The following is a 26,194-nucleotide window of genomic DNA, read 5'->3' as shown; positions in this document are numbered from 1 at the left end:
TGCCGATGGTACGCCGACGCCCCGCGGCCGTCCAGGCCGCGGGGCGTCGAGGAGCGGTGGATCAGGCGGCGCGCACGTACTGCGCGAACGACTTGCGCACCTTGTTGACCTTGGGCACGGCCACCGCGTTGCAGTAGCCCTGGCCCGGGTTCTTGGCGAAGAAGTCCTGGTGGTAGTCCTCCGCGTCGTACCAGGTGCCGACCGGCTCGATCGTGGTGACGGCGGTGCCGTCCCACAGCTCGCCGGCGCGCGAGATCGCGTCGCGGAACAGCTGCTCCTGCTCGGCGTCCGCGGGGAACATGGCCGACCGGTACTGGGTGCCGACGTCGGCACCCTGGCGGTTGAGCTGGCGCGGGTCGTGCAGCGTGAAGAACACGTCGAGGACGACGTCGGCGGGGATGACCTCCTCGTCGAAGACCACCTTCACCGCCTCGGCGTGACCGGTCGCGCCCGTGCACACGGCGTCGTAGGAGGGGTGGGCGGTGTGGCCGCCGATGTAGCCGGAGATGACGTCCTGGACGCCGTCGAGCGTGCGGTAGACCGCATCGAGGCACCAGAAGCAGCCGCCGGCGAGGATAAATGTCTGCATGAGAGATGAACCTACTTCCCGTCGACGCGCGCGAGGTCCGCGGTGGTCGACATGGGAGGGAACCGTCACCGGACGCAGCCCATTCCTGGCGGCCGCGATGTCGGTGGTCCCCCGTAGCTTCGGGGACATCGAGACACCGCCGGGCCGGCGGCACGCGGACGGAGGACACCATGCCCAGCATCACCTACACCCCCCTGTCGCGTTCGGCCGCCCAGGTGCGCGAGCTGCACGACGGGCTCCTGCGCGTCACCCGGCCGGATGGCGCCGTGCTCGGCTACGTGGAGCGCATGCGAGTGCCGCAGGGGGAGCGGTTCCGCGCGAAGCGCCTGCGCCGGGACGCACAGGGGTTCGTGCCGCTCGGCGACTTCTGGGAGCTGCAGGACGCGGTCGACTGCCTGCGGTTCTGACCGGCGGCTACCGGTGAGCAGGTGCGGCGACGCGCCCGCCCGGCCTCCCGGATCCGGCCCGGGCGCCGGGGTACGGTCGCCGCATGCAGTGGTGGAATGATCTCCTCGATGCCCTCGCGTCCGAGCGGGGCACGCAGCTCCTCTCCGGCGTCGTCGTCCCCTTCGTCGCCATCGTGGTGGCCGGCGTTCTCGCCGCCGTCATCGCGCGCAGCGCCACGCAGCGGATCCTCACCCGGCACGACCGCGAGGTGAAGGCCGCCGCCATCGGGGTGCTCGTCGACGCGGCGCGCCAGGCGTCCGTGTGGGACGGCCTCACGGCGCAGGAGCGCGTGCTCGCCGACCGCGCCGCGGGCGAGGCCGACATCCGCATCCGCCTCCTCCCGGTCAAGGGCGCGGCCACGGCAGCCACCTGGGCCGCGCACGAGATCACCGAGTTCAAGCGCGGCAGCGGCAGCTTCGGCTTCCAGTTCGACGCGCAGCTCGCCGAGTTCCGCGACCGCATGGTCGAGTGGCAGCACCACCCCGGCCGCGCCCGCAAGATCTTCCAGGGCGACATCTCGCGCTGGCAGTTCGAGGACGACCAGCCGGCGGCGGACACCACGCCCGCCCGCCCCGCCGCCCGCATGGACGAGCAGACGGCCGTCGCGCCCGTCCCGGCACCGTGGCGCAGCGGCTCCGATGACCAGCCCGCCGCCGAGCGCCGCGTCGAGTCGCCCGACGAGCGGTACAGCCCGCCGGTCCCCTCGTCGGCGGCGGCCAACTCCTGCGCCGCGGAGGGCGAGCGCCGCTGACGCACGCCCCACACGACGGCGCCCCGCACCTCACGAAAGGTGCGGGGCGTCGTGGCGTCGGCTCAGACGAACGGGATCACTTCCACCAGTCGTCGAACATGCTGGCGGGCACGCGCCGCTTGTGCTCCGTGCTCTGGTAGCGGGCCTCGATCGCCTCGGCCACCTCGTCCGCGACGTCGCGGCCCTCGAGGAAGTCGTCGATGTCGGCGTAGGTGAGGCCGAGGTTGGCCTCGTCCGTCTGGCCGGGGGTGTCGTCGAGGAGGTCGGCCGTCGGGGCCTTGAGGTACAGCCGCTCCGGCGCCCCGAGGTGCTCGAGGAGGGCCCGGCCCTGACGCTTGCTGAGGCCGGTGAGCGGGAGCACGTCCGCGCCGCCGTCGCCGTACTTCGTGAAGAAGCCCGTGACGGCCTCGGCCGCGTGGTCGGTGCCGATCACCAGCAGGCGGGCCTGCCCGGCCAGCGCGTACTGGGCGACCATGCGCGAGCGCGCCTTGACGTTGCCCTTGGTGAAGTCCGTCATCGCGTGTCCGGCCGCGTCGGCGTACTCCGCCTGGAAGCCGTCGACCGCGCGCTTGATGTCGAAGACGACGCTCGACTTGGGCTGGATGAAGGAGAGCGCCAGCTGCGCGTCCTCCTCGTCGGCCTGCACCCCGTACGGCAGGCGCACGGCGACGAACTCGGCGAGGAGACCCTCGCCCGCGAGCTCCTCGATCGCGAGCTGGGCGAGGCGCCCCGCGAGGGACGAGTCCTGGCCGCCGCTCACGCCGAGGACGAAGCCCTCGGCGCCGGTGGACCGGAGGTAGGCCTTGAGGAAGTCGACGCGCTTGCGGACCTCGTCGGCGGGATCGATGGTCGGGCGCACCTCGAGGGCGGCGATGATCTGTGACTGGATGTCGCGCATGTGCCCAAATCTACGGCCGATCCGGCGCTTCCGACAGCCGGTCCCCCCGACGCGACTCGAACGCGCAACCGTCGGATTAGAAGGCCGATGCTCTATCCATTGAGCTACAGGGGGTCGTGACGAGGGTACTACGCGGGCTCCGGGTGCTCCGAGGCGCTGTCGGGAGCGGCGGGGGCCGTCCCGTCCATGGCGCGCACGACCGCCTGCAGCACCTGGGGCGCGGTCGGCACGCCCTCCGCGCGGAGCACCTCGAGCTCCCCGGCGAGCACGAGGATCGTCGGCGTCGATCGGATGCGCTCCGCCTCCGCCAGCTCCGGGTGCGCCGCGACGTCGAGCTCCTCCACCGGGAGCCAGGGCAGGAGCCGCTGCACCTCCTGGAGCGTGCGCCGGGTGGCCTGGCACGGGACGCAGAACCGCGAGGAGAACATGAGGACGCACACGCCCTCGGATCCCGCGGGCACGTCGACCCTCGCGGGCGCGTCCTCTCCGGGGATCAGGAGGCGAACGCCGCGGCGGCGGCGATGATCGAGACGACAGCGAGCAGCAGCGACACCGAGACCAGCACGAGGTGGACGGTGAAGAACGGCGTGCGCGAGCCGTCGGCGGCACGGGCGCGCGGGTCCTTCGCGACGCGCTTGAGGAACTGGGGCCAGACGACGACGTTCCAGACGCCGTTGATGACGAGGAGGACGGCGAGGAGTGTGATCACTCCCCCATGGTATGCGGCGCATCGGGGCGGCCCGAGCCCGCCGATAGGATCGGGGGATGGGCAACAACGCGGACCGGCTGGTGTGGATCGACTGCGAGATGACGGGGCTCGACCTCGCGATCGACGAGCTGGTGGAGGTCGCGGTGGTCGTCACCGACTTCGACCTCGTGCCCGTCGACGACGGCTTCGCCATCGTCATCAACCCCGACCCCGCGGCGCTGGCCAACATGGGCGAGTTCGTCACCGACATGCACCGCTCCTCGGGCCTGCTCGAGGAGATCCCCGCGGGCGTGAGCCTCGCCGACGCCGAGTTCGCGGTGCTGGAGTACCTGCTGCAGCACGTGCCGAACGGCGGCAAGGCGCCCATCGCGGGGAACACCATCGGGACCGACCGCGCCTTCCTCGCGAAGTACATGCCCCGCGTGGACGCGCACCTGCACTACCGCAGCGTCGACGTCTCCTCCATCAAGGTGCTCGCCAAGGAGTGGTTCCCCCGGATCTACTTCAATTCCCCCGCGAAGAACGGCGGCCACCGCGCACTCGCCGACATCCTGGAGTCGATCCGCGAGCTCGAGTACTACCGCCGCGCGGCGTTCGTGCCGGCGCCGGGACCCGCCGCCGACGACGTGCAGGCCATCGCCGCGGACGTCACGTCCGCGTGGGCCCCGCGGCTGTAGTATCCTTGTCATGGCCATCCGCGAGAGCGGGATCGGTCGCATGGTGGGCGTAGCTCAGTTGGCAGAGCGCTGGCTTGTGGAGCCGGAAGTCGCGGGTTCGAGCCCCGTCGTCCACCCCACCGGGAAGGGCCGGGATCCGAGAGGGTCCCGGCCCTTCCGTCGTCTCCCCCGCGGCGGCCGGCCGTCAGCCGTCCGACCGAGGTGCAGGCCGGGCTCCCCCGCAAGCGCATGTGGGAGGGTGGCCGGATGCTGCACTGCGATCCCGACGACTTCGAGAAGCTGGTGGTCGACGAGCTCGACGAGCTGCCGGACGCGATGGTGGACGGCCTCGACAACGTCGTGTTCGTCGTCGAGGACCGGCCCGAGGAAGGGTCCCTCGACCTGCTCGGCCTCTACGACGGCGTCGCCATGACCGAGCGCGCGCAGTACGGCTTCGGCGAGATGCCGGACCGCATCGTCGTCTACCGCGAGCCGCACCTGCACGAGGCCGACGACATGGACGCGCTGCGGGACCTCGTCCACGTCACGCTCGTGCACGAGATCGCGCACTTCCACGGCATCGACGACGACCGGCTGCACGAGCTCGGCTGGGCCTGAGCCGACGACGACCGGCGGGCACCGCCGGACGACGGCAGGTGCAGACCGGGCGCCGACCGGGCCCGGACGCACGACGACCCCGGCAGCCGCGTCGCGGGCCGGGGTCGGGGGGAGGGGCGCTCAGGCGCCGGGCGTTCCGGGAATCAGAGCTCGAGGGACTCGTCGTCGCCCTCGCCGAGGACGTCGTCGCTGCCGTCGACCACGTACGTGTAGGTGACGCGCTGCTCGCCCGCGACCTCGGAGACCTCGCCGGCGCGATACTGGAAGAGCGACTCCTTGCCCTCCACGGCCGACATGGTGCTGATGGTCTCGTCGTGCTGGCCGTCGACGAGGACGCGGGTCTCGGTGGTGCCCTCGAGGGGGCCGTCGGCGAAGACGGCGAGGTAGCGGACGTCGGACGGTGCGGAATCGGTCATGGCCTCAGGCTACCCGGCCGCCGCCACGGCGTCCGTGCGGACGACGACGTCGGCCAGGGCCCGCGGATCCTCCCGGGCCACGTGCGCCCGCCACTGCGCGTCCCAGCGCTCCCACTCGACCGCGAAGGACTCGCCGTCGCGGGCGATGGCGCGGGCCCGGCGCACGGCGTCGTCGGCCTCCACCCAGATGCGGTGCGTGGCGCGGCGCGCGGCGGCGCGGGTCAGGGATCCGCAGCCCTCGACCACGAGCGGGCGCTCCGGATCGAGGTCGTGCCACTCCGCGGGCGCGTCGGCGGTCCAGTCCCAGCGACGCCACCGCGGTCGTCCGCCCGGGCGCATCTCGTCGACGACGTGGTGCTCGAGGTGCCGGGAGGCCGCCTCGAGGCCGTCCCAGCCGGGGTAGACGTCGTCGAGCCGGAGGAGCTGCGCCCCGGGGGTGAGCCCCGCGGCAGCGTCGCCGTCGCGGAACAGGACGTCGGCGAGGGTCGACTTGCCGGAGCCCGACGGGCCGTCGACGAGGACCAGCGCCGGGCGCCGCTCCCCCGGATCACGCCGCAACGAAGTCCCACGTCCCAGCCGCGACGGCCGCCGCCACCGAGGAGACGGCGACGAGCACCGCGACGGCCACGACGAGCGCCTCGCCTCGGCCGACCACGCTAGGGCGGGCCCACGTGCGCGCGGTGGCACCGCCGAAGCCGCGGGCCTCCATCGCGGTCGCCAGCTTGCTGCCGCGCCGGATCGACAGCACGAGCAGCGCGAAGGCCTGGCCGGCGAACCGGCGGATCAGGCCACGGTCGGCGACGCCGCGCGCGCGACGGGCCAGCTCGAGCGAGCGCCAGTCGTCGAGGAGCAGACCCACGAGGCGGACGCCCGCGAGCGCTCCGAGGACGAAGCGGGACGGCAGGCGCCAGACCTGGGCGAGCCCGTCGGCGAGGTCCGTCGGATCCACGTTCGAGAAGAGGACGAGCGACGCCACGCCGATGGCCAGCACGCGCAGCATGGTCGCGACCGCGAGCAGCACCGAGCCCTCGCTGACGACCACGAGCAGGAACTGGGCGTACACGTCGCCGGACGTGCGGCCGTAGAGCAGGATCGTCAGGCCGGCGCCGGGCGCCGCGATCCAGATCGGGATGCCGCGCAAGAGGAACGCGCGCGGTCGGAGCCCCGCGAACGGCAGGAGCAGCAGCTCGAGCAGCAGCGCCGCGCCCGCGGAGACCACATCGAGGCTCAGCACGAGCACGAGCGTCAGCACGAGGGTGGCCGCGAGGCGCGCCACGGGGCTGACGGCGGCGAGGCCGGTCGCGCGGGCGGCCGGGACGACGACCGGCGGGACGGCGCTCATCGCACGACCTCCAGGCGGGCGGCGGAGCCCGGGACGGCGTCGAGGCGGAGGACGTCGTCCGCGAGCGCCCGGACGAGGTCGGCATCGTGGGTGACGGCGAGCACGCCGACGCCCTCCCGGTCGACGAGGTCGGCGAGGAGCGCGACGAGCTCGGCCCAGGTGCGGGCGTCCTGCCCGAACGTCGGCTCGTCGAGCACGAGGAGGCGCGGCGCGGTCGCGAGGGCGGTCGCCACGGAGAGGCGCCGCTTCTCTCCGCCGGAGAGGGTGAAGGGGTTGGCCTGCGCGAGGCCGTCCAGGCGCAGGCGGACGAGCAGCTCGTCGACCCGGCGGGCCGCCGCGGCGGGATCCGTGCCCACGGCCCGAGGACCGAGCTCGAGCTCGGCGCGCACGGTGCCGGCGAGGAATTGGTGCTCCGGGTCCTGGAAGACGGTGCCGATGCGGGCGGCGAGCTCGCGCGAACGCCAGGCGGCCGGATCCGCGCCCAGGCCGTCCGCGAGGGCGGCCTCGGCGACGACCCGGCCGGACAGCGCGGGCAGCAGGCCGCCGAGCGTCAGCGCGAGCGTGCTCTTGCCGCCGCCGTTCGGCCCGGTGAGGGCGGTGACGCGGCCCGAGGCGAGCGCGACGCCGACCCCGTCCGCCACCGCGGGGCCGCGCGCCCCGCCACGCCCGACGGCGAGGCCGTCCGTGCGGAGGAGCGCCGCGGGTGCGGCCCGATCGCGCACCGGCGCGGCCGGCTCCCGGCCCGGCACCCAGACGCCCGCGGCCGCGAGGGACGCGCCCTGGTCGCGGAGCACGCCGTCGGGCACGCCGTCGGCGAGGATCCCCCCGTCGGCCCCGAGCACCACGACCCGGTCGACGAGGTCCTGCCAGACGGCGACCCGGTGCTCGATGACGACGAGGGTCGCACCGCTCGCCTCGACCACGGACTCGACGGCGCGCCGCACCTCGCCGACGCCCTCGGGGTCGAGGTTCGCGGTCGGCTCGTCGAGGAGCAGGAGACCCGGTCGCATCGCGAGCACCCCGGCGAGTGCGAGGCGCTGCTTCTGGCCGCCGGAGAGCGCGGTCGTGGAGCGGTCCAGGGCGACGTCGAGGCCCACCGCGTCGAGCGCGGCGCGCACTCGCGGCCAGATCTCGTCACGCGGGACGCCGAGGTTCTCGCAGCCGAACGCGACGTCGTCCCCTACGCGGGAGAGGATCACCTGCGCGTCCGGATCCTGCAGCACGAGCCCCGCGCGGCCGCGGCGGGCGGCCGGATCCGACCCGTCGACGAGGAGGGTGCCGCGGGTCTCCCCCTCGTCGTCACCGCCGAGGACGCCGGCGAGCGCGTGCATGAGCGTCGTCTTCCCCGCTCCGGACGCGCCGAGCAGGAGGACGCGCTCGCCCGGCTCGATCACGAGGTCGACGTCGCGGACCCCCCAGGCGCTCCGGCCGGCGTGCCGCCAGCCCCAGCCCTCGGCCCGGACGGACGCGCCGCCCGCCCGCTCGGCCGTCGCCTCGGGCCCGGCGAGCGGGACGCGCGAGGCGTCGATCGACGACGGGCGGCGGCCCGGCCGCCGCACGGTCAGACGCGGGCCGCGATGTCGCGGCCCGAGGCGAAGCGCGACAGCGCGCCGGTGCGGGCGAGCGCCCGGGCGACGAGCCACGAGAGCAGCCCCGCGACGACCCCGCCCGAGACGAGGGCCCCGACCGTGTAGATCGTCGCGAACAGCGGCGTGGATCCCGGGTAGTAGGTGATGAGGTCGGTGACGGCCATGCCGAGACCCGCGCCCATGCCCGCGAGCACGGCGACGTAGGCGCGCCAATTCGCGTAGAGGAAGACGAGCAGCACGAGCTCGGCGCCGAGGCCCTGCGTGAGGCCGGAGAGCAGCGTGCCGACGCCCCAGACGTTCCCGACGAGCATCGAGACGAACGCCGCGAGCAGCTCGCCGTAGAGGGCGGCGCCGGGCTTGCGGATCACGATGCCCGTGAGGACGCCCGCGAACAGCCAGCCGCCGCCCGCGAGCGCCTGGAGGCCTGGCAGCAGCGGCTCGAAGAAGCCGCCGACCGGCACGGACGCCGTGTTCCAGATGACGAAGACGAGGCCGGACGCGACGCCGAGCACGCTCGCGACGACGATGTCGATGACCCGCCAACGGGCGCGTAGGCCGGAGCGGGGGCTGCGGGCGCCGGTGTCGACGCTCGCGGCGGATGCGGTGGACGAGGATGATGCGGTCATTCGACGTGCCCTTCGGATGGGTGGAAGAGGGCACGGGTGCGAGATGGAAGCCTCCCTGCGCTGGCATGATCCAGATCAGGTTCGACGGTCGAAGACTGGGTGTCTTCCTCTCAGCCCGGCTCACCGGACTCCCGTGTTCACGGTGAGCATAGCGCGCGGGCGACGCGCCCGGGACGACGGGGCGACATGGATGACGGGGCCCCGCACGCACGGGAGCGCGGGCGCCCGAGGGCACCCGCGCTCCGCGGTGGACGTGCGTGCGCTACTTGAGCGTCTTGATGAGCTTGACGAGGACCTTGCCGGAGATCCAGATGACGGGCGTGGCCACCGCGAGCAGCGCGATGACGTTCGGCTGGAACCGCACCGCGCCGTCGGTGGCGATGTACGCGCCGATGGGCCAGCTGGCGCCGCCGCCCCCGCCGCCACCGGCGACGTTGCCGTCGGAGTCGGGGAGGTCGCTGCCCCCGCCGAAGCCGTACCAGGCGAATGCCACCGGCACGATGGTCGAGCCGTCGATGTCGAGGGGGTCGCCGTAGACCGTCCCCACTCCGGCGTTCTTCACGTTCTCTGCGAGCTGTGCGACGAGGTTGGTCATGCGTCCCACCGTACCCCGCGGGGCCCGGAGGATGCGGGCCGATCCGGGTCGTCACGGTACCCTCGCCCCTGGTGCGCCGCTGCGTCGCATCCGGCTCTCCAGCCACTGCGGCCCACGCGGATCCACCGCCTGCCCCGCCCCCGACTGACCCCGCGCGTACGCCTGCGCACCGCCGGCGGACGAGTCGACCCAACTGGAGGACCGCTTGAAGACCTGGCCCGGAAACCCCTACCCGCTCGGCGCGACCTTCGACGGGAGCGGCACGAACTTCGCGCTCTTCAGCGAGGTCGCGGAGTCGGTGCAGCTGTGCCTCATCGAGGAGGGCGGCACCGAGACCCGCGTGGACGTGACCGAGGTCGACGCGCACGTCTGGCACTGCTACCTCCCCCACGTGCAGCCGGGCCAGCGCTACGGCTACCGGGTGACCGGGCCGTACGAGCCGGAGGACGGGCACCGGTCGAACCCCGCGAAGCTGCTGCTGGATCCGTACGCCAAGGCCACCTGCGGCGAGTTCGACTGGCACCCGTCGCTCTTCGCCTACGAGTTCGGCGACCCGGCCAGCCGCAACGACGAGGACTCGGGCCCGCACATGATGCTCGGCGTCGTGGTCAACCCGTTCTTCGACTGGGACGGCGACCGCCTCCCCCGCACGCCGTACAGCGAGACCGTCGTCTACGAGGCGCACGTGAAGGGGCTCACGCAGCTGAACCCCCGGGTCCCCGAGGAGCTGCGCGGCACGTACGCCGGCATCGCGCACCCCGCGGTCATCGACCACCTGCAGAAGCTCGGCGTGACCGCGATCGAGCTCATGCCCGTGCACCAGTTCGTGCAGGACAACACGCTGCTCGAGAAGGGCCTCCGGAACTACTGGGGCTACAACACGATCGGGTTCTTCGCGCCGCACAACGCCTACTCGTCCACGGGCGAGCTCGGCCAGCAGGTGCAGGAGTTCAAGTCCATGGTGCGGGCGCTGCACGCCGCCGGCATCGAGGTCATCCTCGACGTGGTCTACAACCACACGGCCGAGGGCAACCACCTCGGGCCGACGCTCTCGTTCAAGGGGATCGACAACCAGGCCTACTACCGGCTCATGGAGGACGACCCGACGTACTACATGGACTACACGGGCACGGGCAACTCGCTCAACGTGCGCCACCCGCACGCGCTGCAGCTGATCATGGACTCGCTGCGCTACTGGGTCACCGAGATGCACGTCGACGGGTTCCGGTTCGACCTGGCGTCCGCGCTCGCGCGCGAGTTCTACGACGTCGACAAGCTGGCTACCTTCTTCGAGCTCGTGCAGCAGGATCCCGTGGTGTCGCAGGTCAAGCTCATCGCCGAGCCGTGGGACGTGGGCCCCGGCGGCTACCAGGTGGGCAACTTCCCGCCGCAGTGGACCGAGTGGAACGGCAAGTACCGCGACACCGTGCGCGACTTCTGGCGCGGCGAGGCCTCCTCGCTCGGCGAGTTCGCGGCGCGCATCACGGGCTCGGCCGACCTCTACGAGCACTCGGGGCGCCGACCGGTCGCGTCGATCAACTTCATCACGGCGCACGACGGCTTCACGATCGCCGACCTCGTCTCCTACAACGAGAAGCACAACGAGGCGAACGGCGAGGACAACCAGGACGGCGAGAGCCACAACCGCTCCTGGAACATGGGCGTGGAGGGACCGACGGACGACCCGGCGATCCTCACGCTCCGGGGCCGCCAGCAGCGCAACATGCTCGCGACCATGATCCTGTCGCAGGGCGTGCCGATGATCCTCCACGGCGACGAGCTCGGCCGCACGCAGCAGGGCAACAACAACACGTACGCGCAGGACAACGAGATCAGCTGGGTGCACTGGGACCAGGCCGACCAGCCGCTCGTGGAGTTCACCGCGTCCGTCGTGCGGCTCCGCAAGGAGCACCCGACCTTCCGTCGCGGGCGGTTCTTCGACGGCCGGCCCGTGCGCCGCGGCGAGGGCGAGCCGCTGCCCGACATCGTGTGGCTCGACGCCGACGCGACCCCGATGGTCGACGACGACTGGGAGTCCGGGCTCCGTGCCATCGGCATGTTCCTCAACGGCAACGGGATCCGCGGGCGCGACCGCCGCGGCGAGGACATCTACGACACGCACTTCCTCCTCTACTTCAACGCGCACGACGAGCCCGTGTCCTTCACGCTCCCGTCGGACGAGTACGCGGACGCGTGGGAGACCGTAATCGACACCGCGGGCGTCGGAGCCGACTCGACGGCCCTCCGCGCGAGTAGCGTCGTGGACGTGGCGGCTAAGGCGCTCGTGGTGCTGCGCGCCTACACCGAGCCCGAGGTGGAACCCGACCACTCGGTCGCGGCGAGCCTCGCCGTCCTCACCCACGCGCAGGCCGACCGGCCCGCCGCAGACCCAAGGAGCGACATCAGTTGAGAACCCCCATCTCCACCTACCGGTTCCAGGTGCGGGAGTCGTTCGACCTCGCCGCCGTGGCCGAGCAGCTGCCGTACGTGAAGGACCTCGGCGCGGACTGGGTGTACCTCAGCCCGATCCTCGCGGCCGAGCCCGGATCCGACCACGGCTACGACGTCGTCGACCACGCGCAGGTCGACCCGGCGCGCGGCGGCGCCGCGGGCATGGAAGCCGTCGCGGACCGCGCCCACGAGCTGGGCCTCGGCGTGCTGGTGGACATCGTCCCCAACCACGTGGCCGTCGCGACGCCCGTCGAGAGCCTCTGGTGGTGGGACCTCCTGACGCACGGCACCGCGAGCCGGTACGCCGACGCGTTCGACGTGGACTGGGACTTCGGGCAGGGCAAGGTGCGGATCCCCGTGCTCGGCGACGGCGAGTCCGAGCTGGACGAGCTGAAGCTCGTCCGCGGCGACGACGGCACCGTCGAGCTCCGCTACTACGACACCCGCTACCCCGTCGCGCCCGGCACGGCCGAGGACGACGCGGACGCCCGCACGGTGCACGAGCGCCAGTCCTACGAGCTCATCAACTGGCGCCGCGCCGACGCCGAGCTCAACTACCGCCGCTTCTTCGCGGTCAACACGCTCGCGGGCATCCGCGTCGAGCTGCCGCGGGTGTTCGAGGAGTCGCACGCGGAGATCTCGCGCTGGTTCCGCGAGGGCCTCGCCGACGGCCTCCGGGTCGACCACCCGGACGGCCTGCTCGACCCGAAGGGCTACCTCGACGACCTCGCGCGGATCACCGGCGGCGCCTACGTGCTCGTGGAGAAGATCCTCGAGCCCGGCGAGACGCTGCCCACCGATTGGGCGACCGCCGGCACCACGGGCTACGACGCGCTCGCGGAGATCGACCGGGTGCTCGTCGACCCCGACGGCCAGGTCGAGCTCGACCACCTGGAGGCGTCGCTCCGCGGCCTGCCGCAGGGCGAGCTCACGAGCTGGGCCGACATGATCCGCGGCACCAAGCGCGCCATCGCCGACGGGATCCTCCGCAGCGAGGTCCTCCGCCTCGAGCGCCTCGTCGAGGACGCGCCCGCGGACGCCGCCGACGCGTTCGCCGAGCTGCTCGCGACCTTCCCGGTCTACCGCAGCTACCTGCCCGGCGGGATCCACCACCTCGAGGAGGCCTCCGCGGCCGCGCGCATCAGCCGCCCCGACCTCGTCGCCACCATCGACGCGCTGATGCCCCAGCTCTCCGACCCGTCCACCGCGGTCGCGCAGCGCTTCCAGCAGACGAGCGGCATGGTCATGGCCAAGGGCGTCGAGGACACCGCGTTCTACCGGTACTCGCGCCTCGTCTCGCTCAACGAGGTCGGCGCCGACCCGTCGATCTTCGCGATCGACGTCGACGACTTCCACGCGCGCCAGCAGGAGCGGCACCGCCTCGCGCCCCACGCGATGACCACGCTCTCGACGCACGACACGAAGCGCGGCGAGGACGTCCGCGCCCGCATCGACGTGCTCTCCGAGACGCCCGAGGCCTGGCGCGACGCGCTCGGCCAGCTCCGCGAGGTCGCCCCCACCGGCGACGGCCCGTTCGAGAACCTGCTGTGGCAGACGCTCGTCGGCACGTGGCCCGCGTCGCGCGAGCGCCTGCACGCGTACGCCGAGAAGGCGTCGCGGGAGGCCGGCGACATAACCACGTGGACCGCGCCCGACGAGGCCTTCGAAGAGCGCATGCACGCGCTCGTCGACGCGGCCTTCGACGACCCGCGCGCCCGCACGATCGTCGCCGGGCTCTACGACCGGCTCTCCGGACCCGGCTGGTCGAACTCCCTCGCGGCCAAGGCCATCCAGCTCACCGCCCCCGGCATGCCCGACGTCTACCAGGGCAGCGAGCTGTGGGAGACGAGCCTCGTGGATCCCGACAACCGCCGCGAGGTCGACTTCGGCACGCGCCGCGCCGCCCTCGACGCCGTCCTCAAGGGCGCCGAGCCCGCCATCGACGAGACCGGGGCCGCCAAGCTCCTCGTCACGGCGCGGGCGCTCCGCCTCCGCCGCGAGCACCCGGAGCTGTTCACGGGCTACGAGCCCGTGCGCGCCACCGGCGACGCCGCGGCGCACGTGATCGCGTTCGACCGCGGCGGGGCGATCACCGTCGCGACCCGCCTGCCCGTCGGCCTCGAGACCGGCGGCGGGTGGGGATCCACCTCCATCGCGCTGCCCGAGGGCGAGCTCGTCGACCACGTGAGCGGCCGTCGCCTCGACGGCGGGCGCGTGTCCGTCGCGGCGCTCCTCGCCGACTACCCGGTCGCGATCCTCGCGCCCGCATCCACCGCCGCCGACCTCACCCCCGGGAGCCGAGCATGACCGACGACCGCTTCGACATCTGGGCCCCGAAGGCCCACACCCTCGCCCTCTCCGTGGGCGACGAGCGCCTGCCGCTCTCGCCCGTCGGCGACGGCTGGTGGACCCTCGACGCCGACCGCGCCGAGGCCCTCCCCTCCGGCGACCTCGACTACGGCTACCTCGTGGACGACGCCGACACCCCGCTGCCCGACCCGCGCTCGCGCCGCCAGCCCGAGGGCGTCCACGGCCGCTCGCGCACCTACGACCCGTCGTCGTTCGCGTGGACCGACCAGGCGTGGAGCGGCCGCCAGTTCGCCGGCGCCGTGATCTACGAGATGCACATCGGCACCTTCACGCCCGACGGCACGCTCGACTCCGCCATCGACCGGCTCGACCACCTCGTGGCGCTCGGCGTGGACCTCGTGGAGGTGCTGCCCGTCAACGGCTTCAACGGCACGCACAACTGGGGCTACGACGGGGTCCTCTGGTACACCGTGCAGGAGACCTACGGCGGACCCGAGGCGTACCAGCGCTTCGTCGACGCGTGCCACGCGCGCGGCCTCGGCGTCGTGCAGGACGTCGTGTACAACCACCTCGGCCCCTCGGGGAACTACCTGCCGGAGTTCGGCCCGTACCTGCACGAGGCCTCGGCCAACACCTGGGGATCCAGCCTCAACCTCGACGGCGAGGACTCCGGTCCCGTGCGCGAGTACATCATCGACAACGCGCTCATGTGGCTCGGCGACTACCACGTCGACGCGCTGCGCCTCGACGCCGTGCACGCGCTCGTTGACGACACCGCGACGCACCTCCTCGAGGAGCTCGCGGTGCAGGTGGACGTGCTGTCCGCGCACGTCGGCCGGCCGCTCACGCTCATCGCGGAGTCCGACCTCAACGATCCGAAGCTCATCACCTCGCGCGAGGCGCACGGCTACGGACTCGACGCGCAGTGGAGCGACGACTTCCACCACGCCGTCCACGTCGCGCTCACGGGCGAGACGACCGGCTACTACGAGGACTTCGCGTCGCTCGGGGCGCTCGCCAAGGTGATCACGCGCGGCTTCTTCCACGACGGCACGTGGTCGTCCTTCCGCGGCCGCGTGCACGGGCGGCCGATCGACACCGAGCGGATCCCCGCGCACCGCCTCGTGGTCGCGAACCAGAACCACGACCAGATCGGCAACCGCGCCACCGGCGACCGCCTCTCGGCCACGCTCGACGAGGGCGGGCTGGCGCTCGCCGCGGTCCTCACGCTGACGTCGCCCTTCACCCCGATGCTCTTCATGGGCGAGGAGTGGGGCGCGACCACGCCGTGGCAGTTCTTCACGTCGCACCCCGAGCACGACCTCGGCGAGGCGACCGCGAAGGGCCGCATCGCGGAGTTCGCGAAGATGGGCTGGGACGAGTCGGTCGTGCCGAACCCCCAGGACCTCTCGACCTTCCAGGACTCGAAGCTCGACTGGTCGGAGCTCTACGGCGCCGAGGCCGCGGACTCGCAGCACGCCCGCCTGTTCGCGCTGTACGGCCAGCTGATCCGCCTGCGCCGCGCCCACCCCGACCTCACCGACCCCCGGTTCGCCGAGGTCGAGGTCGAGGTGCACGAGGAGGCCCGCCTGCTCGTGATGGACCGCGGCGAGCTGTCCATCGTGGTCAACCTGTCCGACGAGGAGCGGCGTGTGCCCGTCGTGGGCGAGCGCCCCGCTCTGCTGCTCGCGACGGTCCCGGGCGTCGCCCTGGGCGACGACGAGGTCGTCCTGCCCGCGCGCTCGGCCGCCATCCTCGGCCCGGTGGCGGACTCCGCGGAGGCCCTGCTGGTCTGATCCGCGGCACACCGGGGCGGGGTCCGACGCGGCGCGCGAGCGCACGCCGGGCCCCGCCTGTGGCACGTCACGTGCCCGTGATACGGTGCCCTCGCCGCCGCCCGGCGACCCGCTCGACCGTCGTCCGGTGCCCCCTCGGCGGCCCTCCCTCGACGTGAAGGACTCCCCCGTGCGCATCTCCGTCATCGGCTGCGGCTACCTCGGCACGGTCCACGCCGCGTGCATGAGCCGCCTCGGGCACGACGTGGTCGCGATCGACGTGGACGCCGCTAAGGTCGCCTCGCTGCAGACCGGCGTCGCCCCGTTCTTCGAGCCGGGCCTGCCGGACCTCCTCACCGAGCAGCTCGCCACCGGCCGCCTCCGCTTCACCACCGACACGGCCGAGGCGGCGGGATCCCGCATGCACTTCATCGCGGTCGGCACGCCGCAGAAGCGCGGCGAGAACGCCGCCGACATGACCTACGTCGACGCCGCCGTCGACGCGCTGATCCCCCACCTCGCACCGGGCGACGTCGTGGCCGGCAAGTCCACCGTCCCCGTCGGCACCGCGCGGCGTCTCGCGGAGCGGATCGACGCGCGCGTCCCCGGCGCGACGCTCGTGTGGAACCCGGAGTTCCTGCGCGAGGGCTTCGCGGTCGAGGACACGCTCACGCCCGACCGCTTCGTCTACGGCCTCCCCGCGGGCGACGCCGGCGAGGCCGGTCGGGCGGCGCTCGACGAGGTCTACGCCACCGCGCTCGGCACCGGCACCGCGCGCGTGACGACCGACTACGAGACCGCGGAGCTCGTGAAGGTATCCGCCAACGCGTTCCTCGCGACCAAGATCTCCTTCATCAACGCCATGGCCGAGGTGTGCGAGGCCACCGGCGCCGACGTCACGCAGCTGGCGGACGCCATCGGCTACGACGACCGCATCGGCCGCCGCTTCCTCAACGCCGGCATCGGCTTCGGCGGCGGCTGTCTCCCCAAGGACATCCGCGCCTTCATGGCGCGCGCGGGCGAGCTCGGCGCCGACCAGGCGCTCACGTTCCTCCGCGAGGTCGACTCCATCAACATGCGCCGTCGCGTGCGCGCGGTCGACGTGGCGCGCGAGGTGTGCGGCGGATCCCTGCTCGGGCGCAACATCGCCGTGCTGGGCCTCGCCTTCAAGCCCGAGTCGGACGACGTGCGCGACTCCCCCGCGCTCAGCATCTCCGCGCAGCTGCAGCTGCAGGGCGCGCGGGTGCTCGCGACGGATCCGTACGCCAACGAGAACTCGCGCCGCCGATTCCCGGAGCTCACCTACGTCAACACCTGGCAGGAGGCGGCCCGCGACGCCGACGCCGTCATGCTGCTCACCGAGTGGAAGCAGTACCGGGCCATCGACCCGGCCGAGCTCAAGGCCATCGTGACGACGCCCGTCATCGTCGACGGCCGCAACTGCCTCGACCCCGTCGCGTGGCGTGCCGCCGGCTGGCGCTATCGCGGGATGGGCCGGCCCTAGAGGGCGAGCGTCGGATCACACCGCGGTCCACACCCACGCGATGATGGCGACCGTGCCCACCACGGCGGCGATGACGACGCCGTTCAACAGGAGCCCGACGACCGCGCGGTCGTGCCCACCGGGCTCCCGAGTCCAGGAGACGATCCCCACGACGAAGCCCGCGAGCGGGCACACGACGGTCCATCCGGCGACCAGCGAGACGAGTCCGAGGATCATCGAGGTCGTCGCCAGGTCCTTCTTCTGGGTCAGCATCTCCGTCGCGGAGACGGGCGCCGGCCGCGGCCATCGCAGAACGGGTCCTTCGGCGGGATTCGGGTCGGGATCCGGGCGGCGAACGTCCACAGCTCTCCTCGTGTCGCATGACGGGTGCGTGACGCCGGACGGTAGCCCATGTCGCGCCGAGCGGAGCGCGTCATCCACGCTTCCGTGGAGTCCGCGCTCCCGATCAGCGCGGGGTGGTGGCCGCGATGCCGAAGAGCGTGCCGCCGGCGACGACGATCGAGAGCACGAACGCGACGGGGATGAGCAGCAGGAGGCCGTTGAGGATGAGGCCCGTGATGGCGAAGCCGCGGCTGGCCGGCTCCTTGCGGATGCCGATGATGCCGAACACGAGCCCGATGAGCGGGCACAGGAAAGTCCAGAAGAAGAAGACCGAGACGAGGCCCAGAATCATCGACGTGAGGCTGAGGCCCTTCGGCGGGGCGACCGCGTAGACCGGCTGGCCCCATGCGACCGCCGCCGGGGAGGGCGGGACGGGTGCGGGCGCGAGGCCGTAGGGAGCGGCGACGGATGCCGACGGGGGCGAGTAGGGGGCGACGGGAGGCGTCGGTGCCGCGGGTGGGGTGGGCGGCGCGACCGGGGCCGCTGCCTCCTCCCCTGCCGGGACGTGGTCGTCGGGGGCGGGCGCGGCGGGATCGGTCATGGGGTCCTCGTCAGTCGGGCGGGTGTCCGGGGAGGGTACCGCGGGACGCCGCCTCCGTACGCGGATCCGACACCGTCGCCCGCTTCGCGCCGGGCTTCCGCAGGAGCGACGCCGGCCCGATGGCGCCGCGGCCGAACCGCTCCGCCGCCTGGTCGACCGTGCGCTCGGCCTCGCGCCAGCCCTCGTCCGCGTCCCACAGGGCGACGGCGCGGTTGTCGGCGTCGTCGAGCTGCTCGGCGCGCACGCCCACGAGCCGGATCCGGTCGCCGGGCCGGGCGACCTGCTCGTAGACGTCGCGGATCTCGTCGTAGATGCGGCGCGCGACATCGGTGGGATCCGACAGGGTGCGGGAGCGCGTGATGGTGCGGAAGTCGGAGTAGCGGAGCTTGAGCGAGACGGTGCGGGCGGTGAGGCCGGCGCGCCGTAGCCGCTCGGCGACGCGCGTGGCCTGGCCGAGGAGCTCGCGGCGCACGATCTCGGGATCCGTCACGTCGTCGTGGAACGTGTTCTCGTGCCCCATGCTCTTCTCCTCGCGATGCGTGCTGACGCGCCGGGGATCCCGGCCCCAGGAGAGGTCGTGCAGCCGGGCGCCCGCGGACTCGCCGAGCATCGACTGCAGCGTGGGCAGCGGCGTGTCCGCGATGTCGGCGACCGTGCGGAGGCCGCGCCGGAGGAGCGACTCCTCGGTGGTCTTCCCCACCCCCCAGAGCGCGCCCACGGGAAGCCCGTGCAGGAACGGCAGCGTCTCGGCGGCGGGGACGACGAGGAGGCCGTCGGGCTTGCAGCGCGTGCTCGCGAGCTTGGCGACGAACTTGGTGGAGGCCGCGCCCACCGAGCAGGTGAGGCCGGTCTCGGCGTGCACGCGGCGGCGGATCATCGCGCCGATCTCCGCGGGCGAGCCGAAGAGCCCGCGGGCGCCAGCCACGTCGAGGAACGCCTCGTCGATGCTGAGCGGCTCGACGATCGGGGTGACGTCGCGGAAGATGCCCATGACCACGCGGGACCAGTGCGCGTACTTCTCCATGTGGCCGCCGATGACCGTGGCCTGCGGGCAGAGCCGCAGCGCCTGCGCCATGGGCATGGCCGAGCGGACGCCGAAGCGCCGGGCCTCGTAGGTGGCGCTCGTGACGACCCCGCGGCCCGACGACCCGCCGACGATGACGGGGGTGCCGCGCAGCTCCGGGCGCTCGAGCAGCTCGACGGCGGCGAAGAACGCGTCCATATCGATGTGGAGGATGGTCGCCGCGGAGTCGTCCGCGCTCGCGTCGGACGTGCGCCTCGTCGATCCGTCCTGCCTGCTCATGTCGTGTCCACGGTAGCCCGGGCCGCCGACATCGGCTGTCCTGGCGGGCGGCGCCTGACCCGCGGGAGGCGTGCGATCAGGCCGCGGGCTGGGCGCGGTGCCCGGCGTCGTCGCCGCGTCCCGGGCACGGCTCCTGCGCGGGTCCGGTCGACGACCCGTCCGACCGGGCGTCCAGCCGTGCGATGCGCTTGAGCGCGGCCTCGTGGCTCGTGGACTGGTCGCCCATCACGCGCCCCGCGACGCCGAGCATCACGCGCGTCGAGGCGAGCGCGGGCAGCGGGAAGGGTCCGAACGACGCCTTGTCGAGCCCGAGGAGCTCCCGGTACCGCGGCTCGAGCGACGCGACGGCTCCCGCGAAGAGCACGCGGTAGGCCGGCAGCATGGAGGGCCGCAGCGGCGGCTCGCGGAGGAACGAGATCGTCTCGCGCGTGCGCTCGTCGGCGCGGAGGAGGCCCTGGTCGTGGAACGCGTCGATCTGCGCGTGCAGCTCGGCGTGCGAGCGCGGCGGCGCCTCGACGCCCATGAGCTCGCCCGCCTTCGCCCACTCGGCCACGTACCGGTCGGGCCCGCCCGGGATCGGCGGCCCCCACTGCATGTGCGTGCTGAGGAACGCGTCGGTGAAGACCACGTGCACCCAGGCGAGGAGGTCCGGGTCGTTGGCGCTGTAGGGGCGCTCGACGCCGCGGCCGTCGACGAACGTGCCCTGCACCTTGCGGTGGTAGCCGCGGACGCGCCGGCTGACGTCGACCGCGGTGTCCCGGTCGCCGAACGACGTGGTGATGACCCAGCGGACGGTGCCGGCGAGCCGGCCGAGCGGATCCTCGCGGTAGCGCGACCAGTCGTGGACGCCGGCCATGGCGCCCGGGTGGAGCGTCTGCATGAGGAGGGCGCGGATCCCCGCCACGAGCGTCGGCATGCCGCCGTGCACGGCCCAGACCGCGGAGCCGGGGCCGAACCAGCCGGCGTCCTCGCCCTGCTCGAGGTCCTGGATCCACTGGGGTCGCCCCTCGGAGTCCGCGGAGAACGTCTCCAGGATGTGGGACTTCCAGCGGTCCGCGAATCTGCTCACGTCCACGAACCTATCCCCCCGCCCGCGCCGTGAGGAGGCCGCAGCGCCCCCGATCCGGAACGGGGGCGCGACGGGTTCCTGGACGTCACCCCCGTGCGGGGGGGGCGCGGGGCGCGGGCGGCGGCGTCAGGAGTCGAGGAGCGCGACGAGGGGGGCCACCGTGCGGGCGTTCCTGGCCGTGACGGAGGCGCCGAGCCCGCGCCAGAACGCGGGGGGCACGCGGGACGCGGAGACGCCGTCGGGGTGCCAGGAGTAGACCGCGTCGCGCGCGACCGCGACGAGGTCGGGCGCGATGTCGACGGCGGGTGGAGGGGCGGGCGGCGGATCCAGGGGGCGGTCGAGGAACGAGACGAGGAGGCGGGCGGGGTCGTCGGCGGCGGCGCCGAACGGGATGCCCGCCGCGATGCGCCGGAAGTCGTCGGCCGGGACGAGGTGGACGTCCGCGGTCACGCCCGTGGCGAGCCGCACCGCGTCCTCGATCGCCACCGCGGCGCCGCGGCCGCTCGCGCGCTCGTGGTCGACGACGGCGTTCCCGCTCCGCAGGTGCGTCCGGACGCGCACGTAGCCGAGGCCCTCGAGCGCCGCCGCGAGCTCGGCCATGGGGACCTGCTTGGCCCGCCCGACGTTGATCCCGCGCAGCAGCACGACCGATCGCTCCATCCGGCACCCGCTCCCCGCGGCTCCGTCGCCGTCCGACCCAGTGTGGCCCGACGGCGGCGTCGGCGTCACTCCCCCGACGGGCCGAACTGCTCGATGCGGATCGCGTCGCGGTCGACCCCGGCGTCGAGCAGCAGGCGCGTCGCCCCGCCCGCGAACGCGGTGGACCCGCACACGAGCGCGACCCCGGCGCCCGCGGCGAGCCCCGCGACCTCGTCGGTGCGGAGGCGCCCGAACCCGCGCGCGCCGTGCCGCTTCCGGGTCGTCACGATGAGCGCGCCCGCGGCCTCGAGCTCCGCGCGGCACGGAACGTCGGCCGCCGTGCGCGCCGAGACGGCCACGCGGACGAGGTCCGGGACGCCGAGGTGGCGCGCGTGGCGGACCATCGACACGAGCGGCACCGCGCCCGTGCCGCCGCCGAGCGCGACCGCGGGGGTCGCGCCGTCCCACACGAAGAAGCCGCCGATGGGCAGGCGCATCTCGATCTCGTCGCCGACCCGGGCGACGTCGGCGAAGAACCCGCTCACCTCGCCGTCCTCGTAGCGCTCCATCAGCAGCTCGACGCCGTCCTCGTGCGGCGCGGAGAGGATCGAGTACGAGCGCTGGGCCGTGTACCCGTCCTCCGCGCGCAGCCGGACGACGCAGTGCTGGCCGGGCAGGTGCGGGATCCGGTCGGGCACGTCGAAGCGCAGCAGGACGGTCGTGGGCGTCGGGTGCTCGAGCGCCGTGATCCTCGCCGTCCGCCACTCGCCGCCGACGGAGGCGGGGACCGCGGGCTCGCGCGCGGGACCGGGCCCGCGGGCGGACCCGGCCGCCTGCGCGCTCAGCGGTCGCCCTGGTAGCGCTGCTCGCGCCACGGGTCGCCGCGGTCGTGGTAGCCGTTGCGCTCCCAGAAGCCCTGCTGGTCGCGGTCGAGGAGCGTGAGGCGGGCGATCCACTTGGCGCTCTTCCAGAAGTAGAGGTGCGGCACGAGGAGGCGCGCGGGTCCGCCGTGGTCGGGCGTGAGCGGGCGGCCGTCGGCCTCCCACGCGATCCAGGCACGGCCGCCGCGGAGGTCCTCCAGCGGCAGGTTGGTCGTGTAGCCGGAGTGCGAGGTGGCGAGGACGAAGCGCGCCTCCGGGAGCGGGCCCGCGGCGTCGAGCAGGGTGTCCACGCTGACGCCCGCGAACCGCGTGTCGAGCCGGGTCCAGGTGGTGACGCAGTGAATGTCGCCCGCGTACTCGGACCGGGGCAGCGCGTGGGCCTCGTCCCAGTCCCACGTCGTGGGGCGCTCAACGAGGCCGTCGACGGCGATCGACCAGCGCGACTCGGGCAGGTTCGGCACGGCCTCGGCGGTGAGGACGGGCCAGCCGCCCTGGGTGTCGTACTGGCCGGGCGGGAGCCGGTCGGCGGGGCCCTTCCGGGGGCGGCCGACGAAGCCGCGGGTGATGCCGGTCATGGGCGCCTCCTCGAGGGGCGGGTGGTGGGCGGGGTCCCGTCCATCATGGCGCGCGGATCAGGCCGCGGACGGATCCGACGATGCGGGATCCACGGGAGCGGACAGCATCGCGACCGCGTGGAGCCCGTCGGGGTCGACGACCTCGGCGAGGCGGACGAACCCGAGCCGGCCGTGGAAGGCGAGCGATCCGGGGTTCGGCGGCAGCGTGTTGACCTCGCATGTGACGGCGGCGCGGCCCGTGCGGCGGGCTTCGGCGAAGACGCGCGCGTAGAGCACCTGGCCGAGCCGGCGCCCGCGCTGCCCGGCGGCGACCACGATCCGGTCGACGTAGAGGCCGTCGACGCCGTGCTCGGCGAACCAGCGGTAGTTCGGGCTGTCGTAGGCGCCGCCGGGCTGCATGGCGAGGAGCATGCCGACGGGCGTCTGGTCGGGCGCGTCCGCGTCGACGACGGCGATCGCGAGGTCGGCGCGGCCGAGCACCTCGCCGAGCGTGGCGGCGTCCATGGGCGGGACCGCGGGCACGGCCGCGTTGTTGAGCGGCACCATCCAGGCGAGGTCGGCGGGCACGAGGTCGCGGGTGGCGGGGGTCACGCATCGAGGGTACGGGAGCCGGGCGACCGGACCGGCAAGCCCCGTGCCCGCGTACCGTTGCCCGGGTGACCGCATCGCTCGTGCTCCTCAGCGACACCCACCTCCCGAAGCGCGCGAAGGACCTGCCGCGGGCCCTGTGGCGCGCGGTGGACGCCGCCGACGTCGTGGTCCACGCCGGCGACTGGGTCGACGAGCCCGCGCTCGACGCGCTCGAGGCGCGCTCTGCCCGGCTCCTCGCCTGCTGGGGCAACAACGACCCCGCGGGGTTGCGGGGGCGGCTGCCCGAGACGGCCCGGGCGGTGATCGAGGGGATCCGCTTCGCCGTCACGCACGAGACCGGCGCGTCCACGGGCCGCGAGCGCCGGATGGACGCCGGCTTCCCGGACACCGACGTGCTCGTCTTCGGCCACAGCCACATCCCGTGGGACACCGTGACACCCGGCGGCCTGCGGCTCCTGAACCCCGGTTCGCCCACCGATCGGCGACGTCAGCCCCACTTCACCTGGATGACCGCGACGGCCGACACGGGGCTGCTCGACGTGGAGCTGCACCGCTCGGCGACGCGCGACTAGGCCGAACCTCCCCCTAAGGTCGAGCCATGATCGTGAATCCACCCGGAAGCGCCCGCGGGATCGTGCTGTTCGGTCCCGGCGCCGGCGGCGACCCGACCCGATACGGAGCGGTGATCGACGCCGCCGCGGCTGCCGGGTTCATCGTCGCTGCCCCCGTGCACGAGCGCTTCGACGGCCGGACGGTGACGGACGAGGACGTGCAGCGGCGCGCCGTGGGGCTCGCGGGGGCGCTACGCGAGATCGAGCGGGACGACCTTCCCGTCGTCGCCACGGGGCGGATGGGCGGCGCTCTGCCTCGCCGGCGCCAGGCCGTGGAGCCGCGAGGGTCAGCCGATCGCGGTCCCCGTCCTCCCTCGCGTGACGAAGGTCGTCGCCCTCGCGCCGACGGTCGGCTGGTTCCGCGCGCCGGCCGCGCTCGACGATCTCGGCGTACCCGTGGTGGTGCTGACGGGAGCCGCCGACACGGTCACACCGCCGACGACGGCGGAGGTCCTGCGCACCGCCCCTGCTGACGTCCGCGTGCGCATGTACGCGGGCGCCGGGCATCTCGACTTCATGAGCACTCTGCCGCCGTCCGTCGCGCCCACGCCTCGTCTCGACCACAGGGCGTTCATCGCGTCGCTCGCTGCGGACTTCGTCGAGGCGCTCGGTTAGGGCGCACGCGGCCCGGCGTGGTGGGATCAGCAGGAGCCGGGTCGTGAGCTCCCGACGGCCTGGGCGTCCCATGCCCCTGAGCCGCGGCGGAGCAGGCGGCTAGGAGCCGGCGGTCCCGCAGAAGTCGAGGATCGCGCCCTCGAGCACGTCCGCCAGACGCCGGATCGAGTCGACCTCGGCCCACTCCTCGTCCGCGTGCGCGCCGCCGCCGGTGACGCCCAGGAGGATGCACGGGATCCCGGCCTCCTGCACGAGCCCGGCGTCGGTCCAGAACGGCTCGCCGCGATGCGCGACGGGCGATCCCGTGACGCGCGCGCCGCTGTCGAGCACGGCGCGGGCGAGCGGCCCGTCGACGTCGGCCTCGAAGGCCGCGCGGGCCACCAGCACGGCGAGCTCGGCGTCCATCCCCGGCGAGCGGGCGACGACCGCGTCGAGCGCGGCGCGCAGCTCGGCCTCGACGTCGGAGGTGGACTGGCCGGGCAGGAAGCGCCGCTCGAGGGTGATCGCGCAGGAGTCGGCGACCGTGGCCGCGTCCGAGCCGCCGTGGATCCGGGAGACGCGCACCGCGCCGGTCCCGAGGAGCGGGTGGCGGGGTCCCGCGGCGAGGCGCTCGGCCAGCGCGTCGAGCTCGCGGAGCACGAGCCCGGCGTGCGCGATCGCGTCGACGCCCTGCTCGGGCATCGACCCGTGGGCCGCGCGCCCGCGCAGGCGGATCTCGTACCAGCCGAAGCCGCGGTGCGCGACGATCGCCTCGGACTGGCTGGGCTCGGAGATCACGGCGCCATCGATCCGCGCACCGGCGGCGGCGAGCTCCCGGAGCGCCTCCTCGGTGCCGATGCTGCCGAACTCCTCGTCGGCGACGAGCGCGAGCACGACGTCGCCGCGCGTGCCGATCCGACGTGCGCGGTCGGCGGCCACCATCATCGCGGCCAGGCCCGCCTTCATGTCGAACGCGCCGCGGCCGAGGAGGCGGTCGCCCTCGATCCGCGGCAGCAGCCCACCGCGCTCAGGGTCGCCGGGCGGCACGGTGTCGAGGTGCCCGTCGAGGAGGATCGTGCGGCCGCCGCCCGTGCCGCGGGCGGTGGCGAGGACCGTCGGGCGGCCCGGGGACCCCTCGAGCACCCGCACGTCAAAGCCGCGGGCGCGGAGCCAGGCAGCGACGTGCGCGGCGACCGCCCGTTCCCCCGCGGCGCCCGGCACGAGGTCGGGGTTGGTCGAGTCGATGCGGATCAGCTCGGCGGCGAGGTCGACGGGATCCACGAGGCCGGCGGCGCCCGGGCCGGATCCCGTCACGGCGTCGCTCACGCGCGCGGCGGCAGGTCGTCGGCGGGCGCCGCGGGGACCGTCTCGTCGGCGTCGTCCACGAGGCGCAGCGCGCTCTGCGGCACGACGACCCGGCGACCGGCCGTGCCGTCGTCGTCCGAGCCGAGCTCGACGACCCAGGCGCGGCCGCGGGCCGTGGGCACCGGGCTGACGCTGCGCAGGCCGTCGGACGCGGAGGCGACCACGAGGCCGACGGGCTCGCCGAAGAGCGCGGGATCGCCCGTGGCGGCGGCGCCGTCGAGGATCACGACCACGGCCCCGACCCCGATCGCGTGCGACGCGTCGCTCCCCCGCTCGCCCTCGGATCCGTCCCGGCCGCGTCTCATCCACATGCCCCGATCCTCCCATCGGCGGCCCGAGGAGGCCGTCCGGCGCGCGGCCCGGCCGAC

General features: G+C 73.9%; 30 protein-coding genes, 2 tRNA genes and 1 riboswitch. Of the genes, 11 read left to right on the top strand and 21 right to left on the bottom strand.

Features of this window, described 5'->3' with window-relative positions; translation table 11 throughout:
• Nucleotides 1-61 precede the first annotated feature (61 nt).
• Nucleotides 62-589, bottom strand: a complete 528-nt coding sequence (gene msrA, locus CMN_RS06980; RefSeq protein WP_015490133.1) for a peptide-methionine (S)-S-oxide reductase MsrA — start codon at nucleotides 587-589, stop codon at nucleotides 62-64.
• Between the two features lie 170 nt (nucleotides 590-759).
• Between msrA and CMN_RS06975 the strand changes: the two genes are divergently transcribed.
• Both CMN_RS06975 and CMN_RS06970 read left to right on the top strand, forming a co-directional pair.
• Nucleotides 760-996, top strand: coding sequence for a hypothetical protein (locus CMN_RS06975; protein ID WP_015490132.1), 237 nt, complete (start codon nucleotides 760-762; stop codon nucleotides 994-996).
• An 83-nt stretch (nucleotides 997-1,079) separates the two neighbouring features.
• The gene (locus CMN_RS06970) at nucleotides 1,080-1,787 is read left to right on the top strand and encodes a hypothetical protein (protein ID WP_015490131.1); all 708 of its coding nucleotides are present in this window, start codon (nucleotides 1,080-1,082) and stop codon (nucleotides 1,785-1,787) included.
• A 76-nt stretch (nucleotides 1,788-1,863) separates the two neighbouring features.
• Here the strand turns inward: CMN_RS06970 and nadE are convergent, their stop codons facing one another.
• The 4 genes from nadE to CMN_RS06950 form a co-directional block, all read right to left on the bottom strand.
• A complete protein-coding gene (gene nadE, locus CMN_RS06965) occupies nucleotides 1,864-2,685 on the bottom strand; it encodes an NAD(+) synthase (protein ID WP_015490130.1) in 822 nt (273 codons plus the stop codon).
• 41 nt (nucleotides 2,686-2,726) lie between these two features.
• Nucleotides 2,727-2,799, bottom strand: a tRNA-Arg gene (locus CMN_RS06960).
• Between the two features lie 14 nt (nucleotides 2,800-2,813).
• Nucleotides 2,814-3,146: a thioredoxin family protein gene (locus CMN_RS06955; RefSeq protein WP_015490129.1), complete on the bottom strand. Its 333-nt coding sequence runs from the start codon at nucleotides 3,144-3,146 to the stop codon at nucleotides 2,814-2,816.
• Between the two features lie 32 nt (nucleotides 3,147-3,178).
• Complete coding sequence (locus CMN_RS06950) at nucleotides 3,179-3,394, bottom strand: SCO4848 family membrane protein (protein WP_015490128.1); 216 nt, start codon at nucleotides 3,392-3,394, stop codon at nucleotides 3,179-3,181.
• A gap of 56 nt (nucleotides 3,395-3,450) precedes the next feature.
• On the opposite strand from CMN_RS06950, the gene orn reads away from it, so the two are divergent.
• The 3 genes from orn to CMN_RS06935 all read left to right on the top strand — a co-directional run bounded on the left by orn (nucleotide 3,451) and on the right by CMN_RS06935 (nucleotide 4,668).
• A complete protein-coding gene (gene orn, locus CMN_RS06945) occupies nucleotides 3,451-4,071 on the top strand; it encodes an oligoribonuclease (RefSeq protein WP_015490127.1) in 621 nt (206 codons plus the stop codon).
• Between the two features lie 43 nt (nucleotides 4,072-4,114).
• Nucleotides 4,115-4,190: transfer RNA gene (locus CMN_RS06940), tRNA-His, on the top strand.
• Between the two features lie 127 nt (nucleotides 4,191-4,317).
• Nucleotides 4,318-4,668 (top strand): metallopeptidase family protein, encoded by a 351-nt coding sequence (locus CMN_RS06935; protein WP_015490126.1) that lies wholly within the window; start codon nucleotides 4,318-4,320, stop codon nucleotides 4,666-4,668.
• 143 nt (nucleotides 4,669-4,811) lie between these two features.
• Here the strand turns inward: CMN_RS06935 and CMN_RS06930 are convergent, their stop codons facing one another.
• The 6 genes from CMN_RS06930 to CMN_RS06905 all read right to left on the bottom strand — a co-directional run bounded on the left by CMN_RS06930 (nucleotide 4,812) and on the right by CMN_RS06905 (nucleotide 9,236).
• Nucleotides 4,812-5,084: a hypothetical protein gene (locus tag CMN_RS06930; protein ID WP_015490125.1), complete on the bottom strand. Its 273-nt coding sequence runs from the start codon at nucleotides 5,082-5,084 to the stop codon at nucleotides 4,812-4,814.
• Between the two features lie 9 nt (nucleotides 5,085-5,093).
• Nucleotides 5,094-5,642: a nucleoside/nucleotide kinase family protein gene (locus tag CMN_RS06925; protein WP_015490124.1), complete on the bottom strand. Its 549-nt coding sequence runs from the start codon at nucleotides 5,640-5,642 to the stop codon at nucleotides 5,094-5,096.
• Complete coding sequence (locus tag CMN_RS06920) at nucleotides 5,632-6,426, bottom strand: energy-coupling factor transporter transmembrane component T family protein (RefSeq protein ID WP_015490123.1); 795 nt, start codon at nucleotides 6,424-6,426, stop codon at nucleotides 5,632-5,634. The genes CMN_RS06925 and CMN_RS06920 overlap by 11 nt, the downstream gene beginning before the upstream one ends.
• Nucleotides 6,423-7,985, bottom strand: a complete 1,563-nt coding sequence (locus CMN_RS06915; protein ID WP_015490122.1) for an ABC transporter ATP-binding protein — start codon at nucleotides 7,983-7,985, stop codon at nucleotides 6,423-6,425. Before CMN_RS06915 ends, CMN_RS06920 begins: the two co-directional genes overlap by 4 nt.
• 2 nt (nucleotides 7,986-7,987) lie before the next feature.
• Nucleotides 7,988-8,641, bottom strand: coding sequence for an ECF transporter S component (locus CMN_RS06910; RefSeq protein WP_015490121.1), 654 nt, complete (start codon nucleotides 8,639-8,641; stop codon nucleotides 7,988-7,990).
• Between the two features lie 35 nt (nucleotides 8,642-8,676).
• Nucleotides 8,677-8,777: riboswitch (TPP riboswitch) on the bottom strand.
• Nucleotides 8,778-8,903: 126 nt separating this feature from the next.
• Entirely contained in the window at nucleotides 8,904-9,236 is a 333-nt protein-coding gene (locus CMN_RS06905) for a hypothetical protein (protein ID WP_015490120.1), read from the bottom strand.
• A gap of 205 nt (nucleotides 9,237-9,441) precedes the next feature.
• Here CMN_RS06905 and glgX point away from each other — a divergent pair, with 205 nt between their 5' ends.
• The 4 genes from glgX (at nucleotide 9,442) to CMN_RS06885 (ending at nucleotide 17,276) form a co-directional block, all read left to right on the top strand.
• Complete coding sequence (gene glgX / locus CMN_RS06900) at nucleotides 9,442-11,646, top strand: glycogen debranching protein GlgX (protein ID WP_015490119.1); 2,205 nt, start codon at nucleotides 9,442-9,444, stop codon at nucleotides 11,644-11,646.
• Nucleotides 11,643-13,994, top strand: coding sequence for a malto-oligosyltrehalose synthase (gene treY / locus CMN_RS06895; RefSeq protein ID WP_015490118.1), 2,352 nt, complete (start codon nucleotides 11,643-11,645; stop codon nucleotides 13,992-13,994). Before glgX ends, treY begins: the two co-directional genes overlap by 4 nt.
• On the top strand, nucleotides 13,991-15,793 hold the full coding sequence (gene treZ, locus CMN_RS06890) for a malto-oligosyltrehalose trehalohydrolase (protein ID WP_015490117.1): 1,803 nt from the start codon (nucleotides 13,991-13,993) through the stop codon (nucleotides 15,791-15,793). Before treY ends, treZ begins: the two co-directional genes overlap by 4 nt.
• 169 nt (nucleotides 15,794-15,962) lie before the next feature.
• Nucleotides 15,963-17,276, top strand: coding sequence for a UDP-glucose dehydrogenase family protein (locus tag CMN_RS06885; RefSeq protein WP_015490116.1), 1,314 nt, complete (start codon nucleotides 15,963-15,965; stop codon nucleotides 17,274-17,276).
• Between the two features lie 15 nt (nucleotides 17,277-17,291).
• Here the strand turns inward: CMN_RS06885 and CMN_RS06880 are convergent, their stop codons facing one another.
• From CMN_RS06880 to CMN_RS06845, 8 genes are all read right to left on the bottom strand, one after another.
• Complete coding sequence (locus CMN_RS06880; RefSeq protein WP_045929185.1) at nucleotides 17,292-17,528, bottom strand: hypothetical protein; 237 nt, start codon at nucleotides 17,526-17,528, stop codon at nucleotides 17,292-17,294.
• A 193-nt stretch (nucleotides 17,529-17,721) separates the two neighbouring features.
• Entirely contained in the window at nucleotides 17,722-18,198 is a 477-nt protein-coding gene (locus tag CMN_RS06875) for a hypothetical protein (RefSeq protein WP_015490114.1), read from the bottom strand.
• A gap of 10 nt (nucleotides 18,199-18,208) precedes the next feature.
• Nucleotides 18,209-19,501, bottom strand: coding sequence for a DNA polymerase IV (locus CMN_RS06870; RefSeq protein WP_015490113.1), 1,293 nt, complete (start codon nucleotides 19,499-19,501; stop codon nucleotides 18,209-18,211).
• A 76-nt stretch (nucleotides 19,502-19,577) separates the two neighbouring features.
• Complete coding sequence (locus tag CMN_RS06865; protein ID WP_015490112.1) at nucleotides 19,578-20,576, bottom strand: oxygenase MpaB family protein; 999 nt, start codon at nucleotides 20,574-20,576, stop codon at nucleotides 19,578-19,580.
• 120 nt (nucleotides 20,577-20,696) lie between these two features.
• On the bottom strand, nucleotides 20,697-21,230 hold the full coding sequence (locus CMN_RS06860) for a DUF1697 domain-containing protein (RefSeq protein WP_015490111.1): 534 nt from the start codon (nucleotides 21,228-21,230) through the stop codon (nucleotides 20,697-20,699).
• A 65-nt stretch (nucleotides 21,231-21,295) separates the two neighbouring features.
• Nucleotides 21,296-22,084, bottom strand: coding sequence for an FAD-binding oxidoreductase (locus tag CMN_RS06855; protein ID WP_015490110.1), 789 nt, complete (start codon nucleotides 22,082-22,084; stop codon nucleotides 21,296-21,298).
• Nucleotides 22,051-22,665, bottom strand: a complete 615-nt coding sequence (locus tag CMN_RS06850) for a sulfite oxidase-like oxidoreductase (protein WP_012038109.1) — start codon at nucleotides 22,663-22,665, stop codon at nucleotides 22,051-22,053. Before CMN_RS06850 ends, CMN_RS06855 begins: the two co-directional genes overlap by 34 nt.
• A 57-nt stretch (nucleotides 22,666-22,722) precedes the next feature.
• Nucleotides 22,723-23,256, bottom strand: coding sequence for a GNAT family N-acetyltransferase (locus tag CMN_RS06845; RefSeq protein WP_015490109.1), 534 nt, complete (start codon nucleotides 23,254-23,256; stop codon nucleotides 22,723-22,725).
• Nucleotides 23,257-23,321: 65 nt separating this feature from the next.
• Between CMN_RS06845 and CMN_RS06840 the strand changes: the two genes are divergently transcribed.
• Nucleotides 23,322-23,828, top strand: coding sequence for a metallophosphoesterase family protein (locus CMN_RS06840; protein ID WP_015490108.1), 507 nt, complete (start codon nucleotides 23,322-23,324; stop codon nucleotides 23,826-23,828).
• A gap of 357 nt (nucleotides 23,829-24,185) precedes the next feature.
• Entirely contained in the window at nucleotides 24,186-24,482 is a 297-nt protein-coding gene (locus CMN_RS06835; protein WP_041465257.1) for an alpha/beta hydrolase, read from the top strand.
• Nucleotides 24,483-24,581: 99 nt separating this feature from the next.
• On the opposite strand, the gene CMN_RS06830 is transcribed toward CMN_RS06835, so the two are convergent.
• Complete coding sequence (locus CMN_RS06830; RefSeq protein WP_227077773.1) at nucleotides 24,582-25,787, bottom strand: M20/M25/M40 family metallo-hydrolase; 1,206 nt, start codon at nucleotides 25,785-25,787, stop codon at nucleotides 24,582-24,584.
• The gene (locus CMN_RS06825) at nucleotides 25,784-26,137 is read right to left on the bottom strand and encodes a hypothetical protein (RefSeq protein ID WP_015490106.1); all 354 of its coding nucleotides are present in this window, start codon (nucleotides 26,135-26,137) and stop codon (nucleotides 25,784-25,786) included. The genes CMN_RS06830 and CMN_RS06825 overlap by 4 nt, the downstream gene beginning before the upstream one ends.
• Nucleotides 26,138-26,194: the final 57 nt, after the last annotated feature.

Source organism: Clavibacter nebraskensis NCPPB 2581 (genome assembly GCF_000355695.1).
GTDB lineage: Bacteria > Actinomycetota > Actinomycetes > Actinomycetales > Microbacteriaceae > Clavibacter > Clavibacter nebraskensis.
The sequence above is the reverse complement of the archived record's forward strand: the minus strand, read 5'-3'. Positions and strand labels throughout refer to the sequence as shown.

Excerpts from the sequence above, each read along its gene's own strand:
- msrA (WP_015490133.1), bottom strand. The coding sequence starts at position 589 with ATGCAGACATTTATCCTCGCCGGCGGCTGCTTCTGGTGCCTCGATGCG.
- CMN_RS06975 (WP_015490132.1), top strand. The coding sequence starts at position 760 with ATGCCCAGCATCACCTACACCCCCCTGTCGCGTTCGGCCGCCCAGGTG.
- CMN_RS06970 (WP_015490131.1), top strand. The coding sequence starts at position 1,080 with ATGCAGTGGTGGAATGATCTCCTCGATGCCCTCGCGTCCGAGCGGGGC.
- nadE (WP_015490130.1), bottom strand. The coding sequence starts at position 2,685 with ATGCGCGACATCCAGTCACAGATCATCGCCGCCCTCGAGGTGCGCCCG.
- orn (WP_015490127.1), top strand. The coding sequence starts at position 3,451 with ATGGGCAACAACGCGGACCGGCTGGTGTGGATCGACTGCGAGATGACG.
- CMN_RS06935 (WP_015490126.1), top strand. The coding sequence starts at position 4,318 with ATGCTGCACTGCGATCCCGACGACTTCGAGAAGCTGGTGGTCGACGAG.
- CMN_RS06930 (WP_015490125.1), bottom strand. The coding sequence starts at position 5,084 with ATGACCGATTCCGCACCGTCCGACGTCCGCTACCTCGCCGTCTTCGCC.
- CMN_RS06920 (WP_015490123.1), bottom strand. The coding sequence starts at position 6,426 with ATGAGCGCCGTCCCGCCGGTCGTCGTCCCGGCCGCCCGCGCGACCGGC.
- CMN_RS06910 (WP_015490121.1), bottom strand. The coding sequence starts at position 8,641 with ATGACCGCATCATCCTCGTCCACCGCATCCGCCGCGAGCGTCGACACC.
- CMN_RS06905 (WP_015490120.1), bottom strand. The coding sequence starts at position 9,236 with ATGACCAACCTCGTCGCACAGCTCGCAGAGAACGTGAAGAACGCCGGA.
- treZ (WP_015490117.1), top strand. The coding sequence starts at position 13,991 with ATGACCGACGACCGCTTCGACATCTGGGCCCCGAAGGCCCACACCCTC.
- CMN_RS06880 (WP_045929185.1), bottom strand. The coding sequence starts at position 17,528 with ATGCTGACCCAGAAGAAGGACCTGGCGACGACCTCGATGATCCTCGGA.
- CMN_RS06875 (WP_015490114.1), bottom strand. The coding sequence starts at position 18,198 with ATGACCGATCCCGCCGCGCCCGCCCCCGACGACCACGTCCCGGCAGGG.
- CMN_RS06870 (WP_015490113.1), bottom strand. The coding sequence starts at position 19,501 with ATGAGCAGGCAGGACGGATCGACGAGGCGCACGTCCGACGCGAGCGCG.
- CMN_RS06860 (WP_015490111.1), bottom strand. The coding sequence starts at position 21,230 with ATGGAGCGATCGGTCGTGCTGCTGCGCGGGATCAACGTCGGGCGGGCC.
- CMN_RS06850 (WP_012038109.1), bottom strand. The coding sequence starts at position 22,665 with ATGACCGGCATCACCCGCGGCTTCGTCGGCCGCCCCCGGAAGGGCCCC.
- CMN_RS06825 (WP_015490106.1), bottom strand. The coding sequence starts at position 26,137 with ATGTGGATGAGACGCGGCCGGGACGGATCCGAGGGCGAGCGGGGGAGC.